Raw genomic sequence first — 15,681 nt, forward strand, 5'->3', positions numbered from 1 at the left:
AGAAGAGAAAAATAAGACGAATGAAACAGACGTATTATGGTCACCTAACAAAAACAGGGAATGCTTCTATCTGTCAAGCAGAATTTCATCATTTCGATCATGACGACCAAACGTGCTCTCAGACCTCACTTCGCGATCGGTGTGCTCTCGACGTTGGCCCTGTTAACAGGCTGCGTGCCCAACCGGATCTATCGTCCTGGCTCGGCAGCAATCGAGACCTCTCCCACAATCGACGGAATCCCCGGAGGCTCGCACTTTAAGCTTGCAGCCATCGAATTCGATGACATGGGTGAGGCATGGGAAAAGTGCGCCTCGATATCCGAGGTCGATAGCTGCCAGTTGTCCCGCACTGTTGACCTTATTCGAACGGAAAAACAACGCGCCGGCGAAGTTGTGGTTGTTGTCTTTATCCACGGTTGGAAGAACAACGCCTCGAAACAGAATGAGGAGAAGAAGAACCTGCACGATTTCAAGATCGTGATGGAGCGGCTCTCGCGCGCGGAAGCCATGAGCGTGCAGGGCGTCCATCACACGCCGGCTTACGTCGGCGTGTACATGGCGTGGCGGGGCCAAGTCGTAGCCGGGGATCTCTTCGCAACCTTCTGGAATCGTAGGTACGCGGCGCAGCGCGTGGGCAGCACGGACTTTGCCGAATCGCTCTACCGCATTATGGGGGCGACCAAAGAAAACAGCCCGAGCTCCCGCATCGTGATCGTCGGGCATTCCTTCGGAGCGCGTGTGCTTGAAACCGCACTCACCAATACGTTCGTGAGTCTGTTGATTCCTCGTCCAGGAAGCGGCGATCAAGGCGAACAACTCTCCCCCGCCGATCTTGTGGTTTACGTTAATCCCGCGACCGACAGCTTCCGCACCAAGCAGATGATCGAGCTGATGCAGCGGACCGGCTTCGATGTAGCAAGAGGACAGACCGCCGGCAAGAGCCCATTGTTTCTTTCGGTCACATCCGTCGGAGACACAGCTACGGGCGTGGCCTTTCCATTGGGGCAAGGCTTGTCTGCGGCGAGCAAGAGCTTCCGTTCAAACTATGAGGGCATGCCACAGGCGCCGCCACAAAAGACGTTCTTCACGCATACCCCAGGCCACATCCCTTATTTGTTCAGCCACGAGGTTCACAACACGCAAGCGCCCTGCGTGAGCACGCAGGATATGGTCCGCTTTCACGCGCGGGGAACATGCTTCGAGCTGGCGCCCAGGTCGTCTCGATGGAACGATACTGCCTTCTGGGTAACGACAGTTCCCAAACAAGTCATTCGCGACCATACCGACATCTTCAACGACGGATTCGCAACAATGATCATTGAATTGATGAAGCACTACCAGGTGCTTGACAGTCCACAGGCAACGACCATGCTGCATCGTCAGTGATTCGTGGAACCTACGGTTCAGAGCGATTGCACTTTGTCATTTTGAAGCGCTCGGGTCCACGTCCAGTTTTGCTGGCGGAGAAATCTGCTTTTCTTGTTTCTCTGCCAGGACGCCCGCCCTGGAACATTGCTCTAATGCACGGTTGAGAAGAGCTCATTGATCTTCTGCAGCAGATCATTCCGTTTGAATGGCTTGCTCAGAAACGCGAGTTGCCCTTTATGGAAGCCCTCGCGTGCTTCCTTGTCATTGGTGTAGCCGGAAAGAAAAAGCGTCTTCAGCACGGGGCGTTTCGTCTGCAGCTTCTCTGCCAGCTCCCTGCCTCCCAGGTTTGGCATCACGACATCGGTGAGCAGCAGATCGATCTCGCCGTCGTACCCCTCTGCAACGCTGAGCCCATCCATCCCATCGCATGCTTCCAGCACCGTATATCCCTCACGTTTCAACACTGCTGCGGTGTAGGCACGAATGGCCGGCTCATCCTCGACAATGAGGACCGTTCTTCCCGTGACCGGCCCTTCTTCGATCACCGGACTCTCCACCGGCGAAGCAAAAGTTTCCTCTCCGGAAGATTTGAGTGCGGGGAAAAGCACGTCAAAGCGAGTTCCCTTACCCACCTTGCTGGAAACGGAGATATAACCCTGAGCCTGTTTGACAATGCCATAGACCATGGCAAGGCCAAGACCGGTGCCCTTGCCACTCGATTTGGTAGTAAAGAAGGGCTCAAAGATATTGCGTTGAACCTCCTCGCTGAAACCTATTCCAGTGTCGGAGACGATAAGTTGAGCGTAGGTACCAGGCTTGAGCCCTGGAGATAGTCTTGCGGCAGCGCCCGTTATTCGTGTCAGCCTGGATTCGAGACGAAGTATTCCACCCAGAGGCATCGCATCCCGTGCGTTGGTGGCGAGATTCATCACCACCTGCTCAACCTGGGTGGGGTCAGCGAAGATCTCATTCACCTTCTCTGACAACACAAGATCGATGCGGATGTCTTCTCCAATAATCCGGCGCAGAAGATTATGCGTCTGTGACATCACATCATTCAGGCGAATGCGCTCAGCCCGGATAAGCTGGCCTTTTCCGAAAGCGAGGAGTTGCTGTGTCAGCTTCGCCGCGCGGTCGCCTGCATCCAAAATTGCGTCGACCAGCTCACGCTGCGTTGCATCCAGCGGATGCTCCGTGAGCAGAAGCTGCGAATAACCGTTGATGATCGTCAGAAGATTATTGAAGTCATGAGCGATGCCGCCGGCCAGCCGGCCCAGGCTTTCAAGTCTTTGCGAGCGATTGAGCTGATCGGTCGCGATACGAAGCGCATTTTCTGAGAGACGGCGTTGCCTGGCGTCGCGAAAGGCTAATACGGCTCCCACGATATGACCATCGTCGTCCCTGATGGGGGCCGACGAGTCATCAATCGGGATAAGCTGCCGGTTTCGCGTCATGAGAGACGTTTCTCCCTTGAGATAACGCGTCTCGCCCTCTCGCAGAGCCCGCTGCAGCGGATTCTCCAGCACCGTATTGGCGACATCATCAATAAACGTCAGCACCTGTTCGACAGGAACACCCGATGCTTCTGCGAGCGTCCATCCCGTCAGCTCTTCCGCTACTGGATTAAGAAAGGTGACCATCCCGTCTACATCGGTCGCAACGACTCCGTCGCCAATGGAGGAGAGGGTTGCCGCATATCGGCGCTCACCGTCGCGCAGTCGTTGCTCCAGCCGGGACCGTTGTGTCGCAACCTCAATGGCAATCAGCAGCTCCCTCTCATCGAGAGGTTTCAGCAGATACCCAAAGGGAGCGGTCTGTTTGGCCCTACTGACGGTAGAGGCATCGGAGTGCGCGGTGAGATAGATGATGGGGACTTCTCCATCCTCGTTGATCGCGCTTGCTGCCTCAATGCCGCTCATGTCGCCCTTGAGATGGATGTCCATCAGCACGAGGTGGGGTTTCTCAATCCTGGCAAGTTCAATCGCATCCCTGCCAGTGTCTGCGACGCCGACAACGCGATGCCCCAGTCTGCTAAGCCGAGCCCGCAGTTCCATGGCGATGAGGGCTTCGTCCTCGACGACAAGAACATTGAGGGGAAGGCCCGCGGTTTCCGTGCGTGCGATGGGTTCTCTCATCGGAGCGGCACCACGATTTCTGCACAAGTGCCTGGATGGAGCGGGCTCATCTGAAATTCGCCATTCACCTGCTTCACAAGCGACCGGACCAGATTCAACCCGGTGTTCTCGGTTAAGTAGGGAGTGTCCTCCGGAGACAAGGTATGGAACGCTCCAACTCCATCGTCGACGACAGAAACGCGCATGAAGTTTTCCGGTTTGACCGTCACCGAAACGGTAACTCTGCCATGCGTTCTTCCCTTGAAGGCGTGCTTGAACGCGTTGGTCAGCAGCTCATTCATGATTAGACCGACCGGGACGGCGCGATCGATCGATATCTCTACCGGTTCCACATGCGTGATCAGTTGGATATGAGCGCCGGCGCTGTGATTGATATGGACGTTTTCCGCCAGCTCTCTGGTATAGGTACCGAACTCGACCGCATTCAGGTCGCCGGAACGATAGAGGGACTCATGGACAAGGGCCATGGATCTCACGCGGCTGCGGCTCTGCTCCAGCGCCTGCCGGGCTGCCGGGTCATTTGCATCAAGAGACTGAAGATAGAGCAAGCTGGAGATGGCAGCCAGATTGTTCTTCACCCGATGATGAATCTCTCGCAAGAGCACCTCTTTCTCGTTCAGCGAACGCGCCAGGTGATATTCCTGCTCTCGGTGTAGGGTTATGTTCATGGCGACACCGGCGAGATAAATTTCTCCATTTGAACCGGCGAGAGGAAACTTATGGGTCCTCCAATATTCCAGACCTTCGCCCAGACCAGGCGTCGTCTCTTCCACTTCGACGGGAGTGCCGGTTGCAAGCACACGCAGATCTACCTCACGAAAGGAATCCGCTGCTTTTCGAGGCCATAACTCATGGTCAGTCTTCCCAATCCACTCGCTCCGTGAGATGTCGAAGAGCTCCGCAAATGTCCGGTTGTAATACTGCATGCGTCCCTCCGCGTCCTTGATGAACGCCAGAAAGGGGCTGCTGTCCATAAACGCATCGAAGCGCCGCCGGCTGGTCTCTGCGGCACTGGCGAAAGCACTTGCTTCGTTGCGAAGTTCATCCAGGTGCCGGGCGGTTCTGACCTTATCGGGAATCTCCACCGAGATGCCCGCAACCATACGATCATCTGCCGCCCCCTCAAGAGGCACTTTGATCGCGCGCCAGTACATCGGGCCACCCGAAGCATCAACGGTCTCCACGCATTGATCGAGCATGCTGCCGGAACGCAGGATCTGCTCATCTTCCTGAGCAATCGTGCGAGCCACCGTGTCCGGCCACAGATCTACACTGCTGCGGCCAAGCCATTCTGTCTGCGAGATACCGAAGCGCTCCGCGAGTTTCTTGTTATAGAAAAGAATCCGCCCCTGGTGGTCTTTAAGATGTGCCTCAATCGGCAGTGCATCGAGGAAACAGCGAAAGATCCGATCTCTTCGCTGAATCTCACCCGTGGCCTGATCCAGGGCTGCTTCATCCATCAATTGCCGGAGCTGCAGGGCGAGTTGACGACCGAGCGCACGCAGAGAGCGGATCTGGACGGCCCCAAGTTCGCGAGGGCGGGTATCCATAAGACACAAGGCGCCGAGGATTTCCCCATTGGGCGCCTTAAACGGAATCCCCGCGTAGAAACGGACTCCGTTTCCAACCCGGCGCGCAAGCTCACGAGAATGTGGGTCCAGCTCTGTGTCGTTGACAACGAGCAGATCGCCCTGTTCCAGAACGTACATCCAGATCGGCTGATAGCCAGCGAGATCGCTTGTCTCGATCCCTATCTTCGATCTGCAGATGACACAGTCTTCTTCGACGAGCGCGATTGCGCCCATCGGGGCTTCACATATCTCGCCGGCGAGGGCCAACACTTCCTCAAATTCCCTCGATATCTCAAATAGCAGGAGAGAGCGCACGGCTTTGAGGCGTGCAGACTCGTCTGCGTGCAACTCGTCTGGCCGCACGTCGCGTCCTGGAAGCATTGTTTTTAACCACCCACTACATCGGTACTACGTTCGGAGATCTTGATTCTGATCCTATCCGGGGCAGGGATACTCCCCAAATGGCCCTGAAGTCACCTGGCCGTGATTACTTCCCGAAATGGGAAAACTCTTCAACGAAGGCTCGACCGATCTGACCGGACTTGCGAACGTCATCTTGCCATCACCGGAAAGACAGCCGGAGAAGCCGGCTTTCGTGGGACCGAAGATCGATTCTGATCTGAGTGGTTGCGGGGATACCCTTTGTAGACCATGGATCGAGGATCGACGTCGGAAGTGGAACGTCGATCGATCGCCAGGAGAACTCGTGACTTTCCGGCATCTCCGCCACATTAAGGAGCAGCACCGCGCGGTCGCCGTTTTCAAGGGGACGTTCCCATATTTCAAAGCCACCGAGCTTGCGCTTCAGGACGGCTTGCCGTCCCAGGCCGTCCTGATCGATTGCGATGAGCTTCTTATTCAGAAGAATGCCTCGCGTGGTCTCCGTCATAGTTCGTACGTCGTTACCGGCAAAAAGGGGTGCAGCCAGCATGGCCCAGAGGTTCATATGCGAACGGTTCTCAAGATCGTTCATGCCGCCATTTCCCACCTCCAGCATGTCTGGGTCATTCCAGTGACCAGGTCCGGAGAATGGGGCCGCCATCTGTTGCGTGAGTGCGTTTTGATGCATCGTCCCAAAATCGGCATGTATGTCCGCCGTGGTACGCCAGGTACTTGCGCCTACATCGGAGCCCCACGACCAAACATCCTCCATCCCGTACTGGCAAAGGCTGTAAAGAATCTCTCGGCCCGTAGCCTGCAACGCGGCACCCATCTTCTGGAAGACCGCCTGGCTCTCCGATGGCAGATAAACCCGAGAGGCCGTGCACCAGTCATACTTCAGGAGGTCGACTCCCCATACTGCGAAGGTTTTCGCATCCTCTACTTCATGCCCATAACTTCCTTCATGCTTTCCGCAGGTCCGTGGCCCTGGAGAAGAGTAGATGCCAAGCTTCAGGCCTTTTGCGTGGACATAATCAGCGAGCCCCTTCATATCGGGGAAACGTTCGTTTGGATGGAGGCGCCCGTTCGCATCCCGCTGGCCTTGCCAGCCATCGTCGATCACGATGTAAGAGTAGCCCGCCTCCCGCATTCCGTTGGAGGCGATTGCGTCCGCGACCTGTCGGATGATCACGTCACCCACGTTTTGGTGAAAGTAATTCCAAGTGTTCCATCCCATTGGGGGTCTCATGGCAAAATCCGGAGGCGCCTTGACGGCATGGATGGCGGGTAGAGGAGGACGATCCGCTGGAATCCTGAGATCGCGCTGATCCGCTCGCGAAAGGAGCAGAGTCTGGTCCGGCTCATGACTACCCGTGAACAAGAGTTCAAAACCGGTTGCGGTGCGGGCTCCAGAAAACTGAAATGTTGTACCGGCTTGGAAAGAGATTTGATCTCCTTCCTCTCGACCGTCATGGATCGGTAGATCGCCCCAGTCGAACCGAACCGTTCCCATGAGACGACGATCCACCTGCCTGAACTCGAAAAGCACCGGCCGGCTCGAGCCGTCCCTTAGCCTCCGTGTCGCCTTCCACCAAGCTCTGTCTGCGGGCCGCGAGACTGTATGCGGAACGCATACCCGGCAGAACGACAGCATAACTAGAAAGGCTAATAAAGCCAGGCTTCGTCCCCTACGGCGGACGGGCCAAAGTGAAACCAGGAATACCTTAAGACCGATTGCCATCCATACGGTCTTCGTGGTGGAATGTTTGCGCTCAAGCAAGTACATAGGTTTTCGCAAGAATCGGCGGCGACAACCCCTCAGACAAGTGCATTAACCGTCAAAGAACGTCTGTTAACGTCAACGCCTTCAGAATTCACCGATACGCCTTGGATCTTCGACATGCCGACAGCAAATATGCCGTTACCCCCAACCGAGAATCACTCCCAGGAAGATACTCTGGCACACGATGAGCGCTGGCTTCTGATTCAGCGGATTGTCCGAAGTAAAGGGTTTCAGCGGGCAGCGCAGCTGCGTGCGATTCTGCTCTACGTTTCAAAGTTCGCGATTTTCGGAACAGAAGAGCAGTTGCGCGAGCATGATATCGCTCGCGAAGCACTTGGCCGGCGTGGGGATTTCGATCCTGCTTATGACAACATCGTTCGGGTTCAGGTAAGCCATCTCCGCCGCAAGCTGGCGGAGTATTTCGCTGACGAAGGCAAAGAAGAAACGATGCTTATCGAGATTCCGAAAGGAAGTTACCTTCCCCATTTCGAATCGGTACGGCATCACAATGGCGCTCCCGCCGAGGAACACACGACTCAGTATCCTGAATCTATCGAGCCTCAGGGGACGACTCACGACCTTCTGAAACCTCCAGGTGTGGTACCTTCACCCCTCGGCGGCGTCAGCCGATTACCCCTGGTCTGGGCTTCTCTCGGAACCGCAGTTCTGGCAATGGCGATTGGATTGGGCATTCGGTGGAATATCGGGGAGCGTTCGCAACAAAATGTTCCGCCGATCCTGCTACCGATGTTGCAACAGGGCAATAACGTGGCCGTCGTGCTTCCCGATGTGTCGTTGATGATCATTCAGCAGATGCTTAACACGGAGATTGGTCCGCTGGAATACATCGAGAGCGATTTTCCTCGCAACCAGGTGAGCAAGGTTGCCGATCCCCAACTGCGAAATACATTGATGTTTCTTGGCATAAGAAAGACGACCAGCTTCAGCGAGACGCGGCTCGGGCTGGAGTGGATGGAGACCTTATCGAAAGCCGGCATGCATGGGAATCTTCTCTATTCGCGGGACCTGCATGTGCGCGATCTAAGTGATGGCAATGTGGTACTGATCGGCAGCCGGCGAAGCAATCCCTGGATGTCACTTTTCGACTCGCGGACAAACTTCCAATTCATCGAGAGCACGGAGACCCACACTTACTCATTTGTGAATCACCATCCGCTCGCCGGGGAAGAAGCGCGCTATATTCCTCACCATGTTGCCAACCAGGACATTAATTATGTGAATGTGGCTCTGGTTCACAGTTTAGGAGAGAAGGGATTTGCGCTGCTGATCAACGGCTCCGATTCCCAGGCGAACGAGGCGGCGGTTCGGTTTGTCCTGGAGGGGAAATTTCCCAAAGCGATTCAGGACGAACTGCATCGCAAGGATTTTCATGGGATGGAGATCCTTCTCAAGGGATCACACCTTGACGGCGAGTCCAACGACAGATTCGAGATTGTAACCTTCCGAGTGGCCTCCGCGTAAAACTCGCCTGTGTCACTGCTAGAGCATTTTCCCTGTGGTTGGAACGTAGGGATTCCGCATCTATGGGCGTTTTCCGCAATGAAAACGCCACTGCACGCCCCTTCCGGGATACCCAGCAACAGGGAAAACGCTCTAAAACTCAAGCCGTCCCCCCAATTGCAGGAAACGTGGATTGAACGAAGTAGAACTCTTCCCAAAGAAGGAGCTGTTGGTCACATTCCCGATGGGGCCGAGGTTGGCGCGATTCAGCAGGTTCGACGCTTCGCCTCGCAGCGTAAAGGTCGCTTTCTCTCCGCGAATCCAGGGAATGGCGAAGCCTTTGGCCAGGTTTGCATTCACCGTAAAGTAGCCTGTGTTCCGGAAGATATTCGCTGCCTGGTTTCCCATGCCGGGTGCCTTGGTGTAGTTCGCGGGAGCACTGAAGTCGGAAAGAACAAATGCCCCATTACGGGCCTCTTCTCGACTGAAGGCGCCACGGTGGGACCCGTTGTACGAAGGAATACCGAAGTTATTGCCGTCAGCCATGTATCCACCGCCAAGTGGATTTGAGGCCGTGGGCGCGGTGTAGGCCGTTGTATTGACCACGGTGAATGGTGTCCCCGACTCGGCGGTAATGATGGTGCCCAGGCGCCAGCCCGAGGCCGTTAAGTTAATAAGACGATTTTCTCCGACCCTCGGGACCGTATATCCACCAGAGAGTGAGAACACGTGGGTTCGATCGAACGCCGTGCTGCCATAGTATTGCTTGGGAGCAATCACATTAGCCATCAACTGCGTTGTTGATGTGTTCGATTGCCCAGCGTTCGGCGCATCCTGCAAGGCGTGACTCCAGGTATAGGAAGACTTCCAGAACAGTCCCTTGTGGCTTTGCCGAATGGCAAAGATCACGCCGTTGTAATTGCTCGTAAGGCCATTGCGGTAGAACGTAATCTGACCCCAATCCTGGGTACGACGCTTCTGAAATCCGTTCGCGATCAGGTCACCAGGAAGCAGGTTGTAATCGCCGCCGTAATACAGGTCATAACCGCGGCTTCCCACGTAGGTGAGAGAGAAGACAGCCCGCCCCACGCTCTCCTGCTCGATACCAAGCGAGTAAACCATGACCTTCTGCGACTTCAGGTCACGGTCGTATCCATTCAAGCCCGAGGCGAACTTGGTTGTACAAGAGGGGTCGTAACAAATATTTCCCTTCGAATCGGCGCCATAGGTCACCACTGGCGGCAAATGGAAACCATACGGAGCGACGGGAGTTTGAAAATCTCCATAAGGAATCGGTTTAAGAAATGCCTGGTATTGCGGAGCGCTCGATGTCGATACGGATAACGAGATCCGGTTGGGCGGATTCGTTGGAAGATTCATCGAGACTTCACCAGGCTGCACGGAGTCAAGATAAAGACCGACCCCGCCACGCACCAGCAGCTTGCCATTGGGTGCCGGTGTCCAGGCAAAACCGCCACGAGGCTGGATATTTCCCTTTCTGCGGCTGACGAACGCATTGTCTGCGCGGCGGGTACTCGCGTCCAGGACATTGCTCAACAGATCGCTGCCGGAACCAGTGAAGATTGGATAGAAATCCAGTGCGTCATTGGCAGTTTTTGAGGGGTTGCCGAAGTCATCGTAACGGATACCCACATTGAGTGTAAGGCGGGGACGGATCTTCCATTGATCGTCCACGAAGATGCCATTCCAACTAACCTGCGATCCGTATATCTGCGGCTGATATTTGCCGTCACCGCCGATTGAGAAGTAAGACGCATTCGTCGCCTGATCCTGCAGGAAGGTCAACTCGTTCGTGAATTGAGTGCTGAATGGACGGGCATAGCGATCCTGCCGCGAGTAGGAATCGCCGTGGAAATACTGGTATCCGAGTCGCAGGCTATGGGCGCCAAGATTCCAGCTCACCGTATCGCGAACATTCAGGGGATGCTCGCGCGTGCTGGTACCGTTTTGCGTCGTCTGAATATTCGATCCGGTATTAATGCGCGGTGTTGGTGGAACTGACTGCGAAATCGGATTCGCCGCCTCAATGGCCTGCCAGGTACGGGCAGCGCCGAAATGGGCCTCATTAACCAGACGCGATGAAAAGGCGCGAACATAGTTAATAGACCAGTACCAGGTCACGCTGGGCGATGCGGAATCGAAAAATGCCCGGTCCGAAAGAAATCCTGAGGTCTGGTTGAGATGGATATATTGCCCGTAGATGCGGTCTTTCCCGCCACGGAAAAGCTGATCCAGACGAATGTTCCATTGTGTGCCGTTATATGGGTTGGTCTGTGCCGACTGTCCGACATAACGTACTGGAGTACTGCAAGGGAGATTATTTGTCGCAGGTGTTTCACAGCCTGATGTTGCGGTGTGTGGAAATGCGGCGGAAGCCAGAACAGGAACACCGTTGTAAACCCTCGTGGGAGGCGCCATGGCGAGAGCCTTAGTCCCCATGGCGGTTGGGTAGGCCGTTTGCGCCCAATTCACCAGTTCTGGAGCCAGCCAGGTGTCGAGACCACCACCCGCGCCCGCTGAGCGAAGCAGTTGCACCGAGCCAAAGAAAAAAGTTCGATCCTTCCATAGAGGCCCGCCAAGCGCCGCGACAAAATTCTGACGATGGAAGTTGAAGTTCGAGGGAGAGAAGACCTTTGACGCGCTTAGAAAGCGTCCTGTGTATGTGAAGTCCAGGCTGCCGTGAAAGCTGTTCGCGCCGGACTTGGTCGTGAACGCTGTCTGGAGGGAAGAACTCTGTCCGTTTTCGACCGAATAACTCTGCGTCTGTAGGCTGACCTGATCGATCATGTCCGGGTTAGGCAGAATTGTTATATTGCCCCGGGTGGTCGTGCTCATTACTGGCAGGTCGTCGATGAGGTAGAGATTGGATGCGCCAGGCAGACCATTTGCGGTGATCGGAGAGGAAATAGAAGAATTCGACCCTGGCTGAAAGGTGCCGCTCCCAAATATCGACGAGCCATAACCAATCCCGTTACTTGGGTCGACAAAGCCACCCACCCCTGGTGCAAGCTGAACCAACATCGTGGTGTCGCGATTTGGAAGCGGCAGCAGACCGATATTCTCACTCGTCAAGGTGGCCTGTACCCGGGTTTCATCGGGATTGATGCCCTCGGAGGTAGCGGCGACATTCACCAGTGTGTCGGTTGCTCCGACCCGGAGCTCTACATTTACACCACGCACTTCATTGGCTCCAACCTGGACGTCGATCTGGCTCGTGGAAAAGCCCGGGGCACTGATCCGGAGTTGATACGAACCAGGAGCAATGGATGGAAAAAAGAAGCTTCCGGACGACGAGGTCGCTGTTTGGAGATCGCCCCCCGTAGACAGGTTATGAAGTACGACCGAGGCTGCTGGAACAATCGCGCCGGTCTGATCCGAGACCGTCCCTTGAACCGTCCCGCTGAATTGAGCGATTGCGATGCTGCTCCATAGCAATGCAAACAGACCAATGACCCGAAGATACCTGCTTCTCATCTTTCCCCCAAAGGCAGCCGGCAGAGTGGATGCAACCATGCCTGATCCGGCGCAACGCGAATCCTCGGGGCCAGGTTTCTGCTCCGTCAAGGGACTTAACGTAAGTGAACCGGCGTTTACGTTAATTCGCTTTTAGAGTCAGAGACATACCGCCACGTCACGAACTCTAGCCACCAACCGAATCGAAGAAACGTAATCCCAAACGGCAGAGCCCGCAGCGTGCATTCCGGCACGCGGAATAGCTACCTATTTACGTAAAGATGTGTTCTTAGACGGTTAAGTCACTTGAGCCTCGTCGGCATGCGGCACGACGATTCCCCGGTTCCCAGACCGGTGGCTCACGCGTTCTGAAACGGTTCACATGGCCGGGACGAGGCGTTGCGGCAAGCATGCCGCAGCAATGGATGCAAACGATCGTCGACTAACAGGCGGATGGAGGATACATGTTGGTAGCCATGACTCGTAAAGCTGTATCGGCAAGCAGCACCCCGCGATGGGTGCGGCTTGTTCTAGGTATTTTTCTTCTCGCAAGTGCACATGCGGCAATTGGCCAGGGTACATATACCGGCAAGATCGGAGTGGAAGTCTCAGAAAGGCCTACCGGCTTCCGTGATGCCTTCGTCCATCAGGGGCGGCTTTTTCTTACGACAGATGGTTCTGCGAAGGCCCCTTACGACGCCAACGGTTGGCCCACGACGGACGGACTTGCGGTGATCTTTGACCAGCGTCCCTACCTGGCATGGAATCCGCCCATGGATGATCCAGATGCCGTACAACCGGATTGCAGTGGAAAGTACCTGATGTCCTTCTATGGACAGGCGACGCTGTCTGCGGGACCAGACTCGCCCTATCTTACTTTCTCGAACCAGAGCTACGACCCTGTCAACAACTATTCCATGGTCTACGTGACGCTGCCGCCAGGACAACCCTCGCTGATGACGATCCTATTCACCAACACTCAGCGAACCCAGACATCGGGATTAAATACCGGCATTCGCTATCTGAAAGCATTCCGTCCAGGACTGTATCCAAACGGTTCTCCAACCCATTTCGATCCTGCCTACATCAACGCCCTGGCTCCGTTTGGCTATCTGCGCTTCATGAGCTGGACCGGGACAAATTATTCGGCCGGATATTACGGCGACCCTGGGCATCACCTTATTAACTGGGCCGACCGCAGCCTTCCGTCGGACGCGTATCAGGGGATGGGAACTGCCGTGCGTGCTGGCGCGACAGGGGTCTCCTGGGAGTATGTGATCCTGCTGGCCAATGAAGCGAATAAAGATATCTGGATCAACATACCGGTCAGCGCCACAGGCTCAAGCCCTACCGACACGACCAGTTATATCTACAAACTTGCGCAGTTGTTGAAGAATGGGGATTCTTTCACGGGCAATCATGGGCTTAATCCCGGATTGCATATTTACATCGAACACAGCAATGAGGTTTGGAACTCGAGCTTCTCACAATACACCTGGAACCGGCTCGCAGCCATCGATGAGGTAGGGCAAGGTGGATCTCCGCTGAACAACGATGGGGATACCGTTCAGCTCGACTGGGCCTATCGGCGTCATGCCAAGCGCTTGTATGAGATCGCGAAGATCTTTGAAGCGGTCTTTGGATCTGGATCGCTCAATACCACTATCCGTCCGGTTTACGCCTGGTGGAACCTTCAGGAGGGCACGAACTCTACGGGAGCAAAAACACTGGCGTGGATGAACGCGACCTATGGACCGCCCAGCAACTACTTCTACGCCATGGCGCAAGGATCGTACTTCAGCGATACATCTCCATCGACGACGGCGACCATTCCTGACGTCCTCGCCAACATGCTTGCATCATCGAATGCCTCAGTGACCAAGACGCAGCAGAACAAAGCCACAGCAAATCTCTACGGCCTGAAGCTTTTCGCCTACGAAGGCGGTCCTGATAACAGGAATACTTCGAATGTCGGGATACAGATTGAAGCTAATCGAGATGCCGGAATGGGGCCGCTTGTTGAGCACCATATCGTCGATAACTGGTTTGGACAGGGCGGGGATATGTTCGGCTACTTCAGCCTCGCCGGCTACTACAGCAGAAATGGAGACTGGGGCGCGACGGAAGATTACCGGATTCTTACAACGCCGAAGTACCAGGCAATCATGAATGTACTAAGTCAATAAGTTCGCAAAATCGGTGTGCTCGCTATGTGTCGTCTCTCGTGTCGACATAGCGAGCACATCCATCCAGGAGTTGATTGTTCCCTTCGTGGGCCTGACTTCTTAGGTGTTAGTGACGTGCGCGTAGCGTGCCGTCGAGCGCCTTGCTCTCACAGGATGCTGGAGCATCGATCGGGTTGCACCGAGCGACCAGACCACCTGGGAAGCCGACAAAGAATCCCGTCCAGGATGCCGGCTCTGACGGCGGATAGTCTGTGCTGACCAACTGCGCCCCGCTGGCAAGAACTTCTTCACGCCGCTTGGTGTCGTTCGTGCGTGCCGCCGTCGTGCCATCGTCAGTGCGTGCGCGAACGAGATATCCCTGCTTTACCAGAGCATCGATCTCTTCCTTCGATCCGCTGTTCATCTCGGTGAAGGCAGCATCGTCACGTCCGGGAACAGCGTTGGTAAACATCACCCGTCCCTTCAGTGCAGGATGTCCATCAAGATAGGTCTCTTCCTTGGGCCGCTGATCGATCAGGAAGACCACCTTGCCACGCGCCTTATCAAGCGTCGGCCAGTTCCCCGCTTTCACGGCTTCAGGCAGCGTCGCGTACTCGCCGCGCACCATGTCGGGCGTGATCATCTCGTCCTCGGAGAAGACGCTGCGGATTTCGGCATCAACGGCGTCAAACGTCTCCGAAGTAAATGGCAATGGCACCTCGGCATTGGGCAGGTTACGCACCGCGCCTTCCTTGGTCTCAATCAGAAGAAAGACCGGCAGCGCCATGGGATGCGCTTTGGACCATCCCTTAACCTGCTGCAGGCACTTCACAAAGGTGTGGCATTGGCTACGCTCATCGAGGTCCTGAACGTGCATGACCTTGAAGCCCGGCTTGTCCATCTCGTGATCCGGATCGAAGTCCGGGTCAGCGGGCAGACCGGCAGCCTTGACCCATTCCACGACCTTGGGATGCGCGAACTTGCCGCCCTTGGGGTCGGCAAAGATATCGATCTCCAACTGGCGCACACCGCCGTCGAGCTGATCCGCCAGAGATGCATGACGGTACTCCAAGCTGTGGTATGCATCGGGATTTCGCTGCTCCAGCCACTTCGCCTCGCTGGGAGCAAAGCCCTTGTGATAGCTGTTATGCGAACCGATCACCTGGATCTGGTTCATGTGAATCTGTTTGTCCTGATTTCCCAGGGAGTGCTGCGCAAACGCAGCCGGTGCAGCCGCAACGGCGAGCAGAGTTACGAAAAAAGACCGCATGAGTACCTTGTAAAGCGACGATGTTGCCGCAGGATGAATGGCCTTATCTGGGGCAGAACAGAGTATATGCAAA

At 55.5% G+C, this 15,681-nt stretch carries 8 protein-coding genes; 3 read left to right on the forward strand and 5 right to left on the reverse strand.

The features are described from left to right. The first annotated feature begins 99 nt into the window (after positions 1 to 99). Positions 100 to 1,386: a hypothetical protein gene (locus tag AB4Y89_RS05910; RefSeq protein ID WP_442299983.1), complete on the forward strand. Its 1,287-nt coding sequence runs from the start codon at positions 100 to 102 to the stop codon at positions 1,384 to 1,386. 131 nt (positions 1,387 to 1,517) lie between these two features. Here the strand turns inward: AB4Y89_RS05910 and AB4Y89_RS05915 are convergent, their stop codons facing one another. From AB4Y89_RS05915 to AB4Y89_RS05925, 3 genes are all read right to left on the reverse strand, one after another. Further along, positions 1,518 to 3,503 carry an ATP-binding response regulator gene (locus AB4Y89_RS05915; RefSeq protein WP_442299984.1) on the reverse strand — a complete coding sequence of 662 codons (1,986 nt, stop codon included), beginning with the start codon at positions 3,501 to 3,503 and terminating at the stop codon, positions 1,518 to 1,520. After that, complete coding sequence (locus tag AB4Y89_RS05920) at positions 3,500 to 5,455, reverse strand: PAS domain-containing protein (protein WP_442299985.1); 1,956 nt, start codon at positions 5,453 to 5,455, stop codon at positions 3,500 to 3,502. Before AB4Y89_RS05920 ends, AB4Y89_RS05915 begins: the two co-directional genes overlap by 4 nt. A gap of 181 nt (positions 5,456 to 5,636) precedes the next feature. Further along, positions 5,637 to 6,692: a glycoside hydrolase family 27 protein gene (locus AB4Y89_RS05925; RefSeq protein ID WP_442299986.1), complete on the reverse strand. Its 1,056-nt coding sequence runs from the start codon at positions 6,690 to 6,692 to the stop codon at positions 5,637 to 5,639. 663 nt (positions 6,693 to 7,355) lie between these two features. Between AB4Y89_RS05925 and AB4Y89_RS05930 the strand changes: the two genes are divergently transcribed. After that, entirely contained in the window at positions 7,356 to 8,720 is a 1,365-nt protein-coding gene (locus AB4Y89_RS05930) for a hypothetical protein (RefSeq protein ID WP_442299987.1), read from the forward strand. Between the two features lie 132 nt (positions 8,721 to 8,852). Here the strand turns inward: AB4Y89_RS05930 and AB4Y89_RS05935 are convergent, their stop codons facing one another. Next, positions 8,853 to 12,194, reverse strand: a complete 3,342-nt coding sequence (locus tag AB4Y89_RS05935; protein ID WP_442299988.1) for a carboxypeptidase regulatory-like domain-containing protein — start codon at positions 12,192 to 12,194, stop codon at positions 8,853 to 8,855. 455 nt (positions 12,195 to 12,649) lie between these two features. On the opposite strand from AB4Y89_RS05935, the gene AB4Y89_RS05940 reads away from it, so the two are divergent. Next, entirely contained in the window at positions 12,650 to 14,359 is a 1,710-nt protein-coding gene (locus tag AB4Y89_RS05940) for a hypothetical protein (protein WP_442299989.1), read from the forward strand. Between the two features lie 106 nt (positions 14,360 to 14,465). On the opposite strand, the gene AB4Y89_RS05945 is transcribed toward AB4Y89_RS05940, so the two are convergent. After that, positions 14,466 to 15,608, reverse strand: a complete 1,143-nt coding sequence (locus tag AB4Y89_RS05945; protein ID WP_442299990.1) for a phosphatidylinositol-specific phospholipase C1-like protein — start codon at positions 15,606 to 15,608, stop codon at positions 14,466 to 14,468. Between the last annotated feature and the right edge of the window lie 73 nt (positions 15,609 to 15,681).

Origin of the sequence: Terriglobus sp. 2YAB30_2, assembly GCF_052114765.1 — a bacterium.
GTDB lineage: Bacteria > Acidobacteriota > Terriglobia > Terriglobales > Acidobacteriaceae > Terriglobus.

Coding starts and splice junctions, on each gene's coding strand:
- AB4Y89_RS05910 (WP_442299983.1), top strand. CDS start 100: ATGACGACCAAACGTGCTCTCAGACCTCACTTCGCGATCGGTGTGCTC.
- AB4Y89_RS05915 (WP_442299984.1), bottom strand. CDS start 3,503: ATGAGAGAACCCATCGCACGCACGGAAACCGCGGGCCTTCCCCTCAAT.
- AB4Y89_RS05920 (WP_442299985.1), bottom strand. CDS start 5,455: ATGCTTCCAGGACGCGACGTGCGGCCAGACGAGTTGCACGCAGACGAG.
- AB4Y89_RS05925 (WP_442299986.1), bottom strand. CDS start 6,692: ATGGGATGGAACACTTGGAATTACTTTCACCAAAACGTGGGTGACGTG.
- AB4Y89_RS05930 (WP_442299987.1), top strand. CDS start 7,356: ATGCCGACAGCAAATATGCCGTTACCCCCAACCGAGAATCACTCCCAG.
- AB4Y89_RS05935 (WP_442299988.1), bottom strand. CDS start 12,194: ATGAGAAGCAGGTATCTTCGGGTCATTGGTCTGTTTGCATTGCTATGG.
- AB4Y89_RS05940 (WP_442299989.1), top strand. CDS start 12,650: ATGACTCGTAAAGCTGTATCGGCAAGCAGCACCCCGCGATGGGTGCGG.
- AB4Y89_RS05945 (WP_442299990.1), bottom strand. CDS start 15,608: ATGCGGTCTTTTTTCGTAACTCTGCTCGCCGTTGCGGCTGCACCGGCT.